The organism is Pseudomonas sp. PA-4-8C (assembly GCF_021606625.1).
Lineage (GTDB): Bacteria > Pseudomonadota > Gammaproteobacteria > Pseudomonadales > Pseudomonadaceae > Aquipseudomonas > Aquipseudomonas lactis.
This window is the reverse complement of sequence record NZ_WKCD01000553.1, coordinates 1-1101: the sequence shown is the minus strand read 5'-3', so window position 1 is coordinate 1101 and position 1101 is coordinate 1. Positions and strand designations below refer to the sequence as shown.

At 65.6% G+C, this 1101-nt stretch carries 1 protein-coding gene; it reads left to right on the top strand.

Annotated elements, in window-relative coordinates; translation table 11 throughout:
* Positions 1–25: 25 nt before the first annotated feature.
* Positions 26–1101: xylulokinase (xylB, locus tag GIW04_RS30905; protein WP_236479633.1), on the top strand; the 1076-nt coding region annotated here is incomplete at its 3' end.

Sequence of the window (1101 nt, the reverse complement as noted above, 5' to 3'; positions counted from 1 at the left end):
CAATAAGACTGCTGAGCACTCCCTCATGACCCAGCAAAACCTTTACCTCGGCATCGATTGCGGCACCCAGGGCACCAAGGCCATCGTCCTCGATGCGTCCAGCGGCAAGGTGCTGGGCCTGGGCGCCGCCGCGCACACTTTGATCAGCGGCGCCAATGGTCGCCGCGAACAACATACCCAGGAATGGCTGGACGCCTTCACCGCCGCCACCCACCGCGCCCTGCAACAGGCCGGCGTGGATGGCCAGGACATCCTCGGCATCGGCGTGTCCGGCCAGCAACACGGCCTGGTGCTACTGGACGAACAAGGTGAAGTGTTGCGCCCGGCCAAACTGTGGTGCGACACCGAAACCACGCCGGAGAACGACCGGCTGCTGCAACATCTGGGCGGCGAACGTGGGTCCCTGGAGCGCCTGGGTGTGGCTATCGCACCGGGCTACACCGTGTCCAAGCTGCTCTGGACCCGTGAACAGCACCCGGACGTCTTCGCGCGCATCGCCCATATCCTGCTGCCCCACGATTACCTCAACTACTGGCTCACCGGCCGCGCCTGCGCCGAGTACGGCGACGCATCGGGCACCGGTTACTTCAACGTGCGCCGCCGCGAATGGGATGTGGCAATGCTCCAGCACATCGACCCCAGCGGCCGCCTGCAAGCCGCGTTGCCGACACTGATCGAAGCCGACCAAGCGGTGGGCACCATCCTGCCGGCCATCGCCGAGCGCCTGGGCATCAACCCCAACGCGGTGGTGTCCAGTGGTGGCGGCGACAATATGATGGGCGCCATTGGTACCGGCAATATCGCCCCCGGCGTGATCACCATGAGCCTGGGTTCATCGGGCACCGTGTATGCCTTTGCCGACCAGCCGAACGTCAGCCCCCAGGCCTCGGTGGCGACCTTCTGCTCTTCCAGCGGCGGTTGGCTGCCGCTGATTTGCACCATGAACCTGACCAATGCCACCGGGGTGATTCGCGAGCTGTTCGAACTGGACCTCGACGCCTTCAACGCCCTGGTCGAACAGGCGCCGATCGGCGCCGAAGGGGTGAGCATGTTGCCGTTTCTCAACGGCGAACGCGTGCCCGCCCTGCCCCACGCTACCGG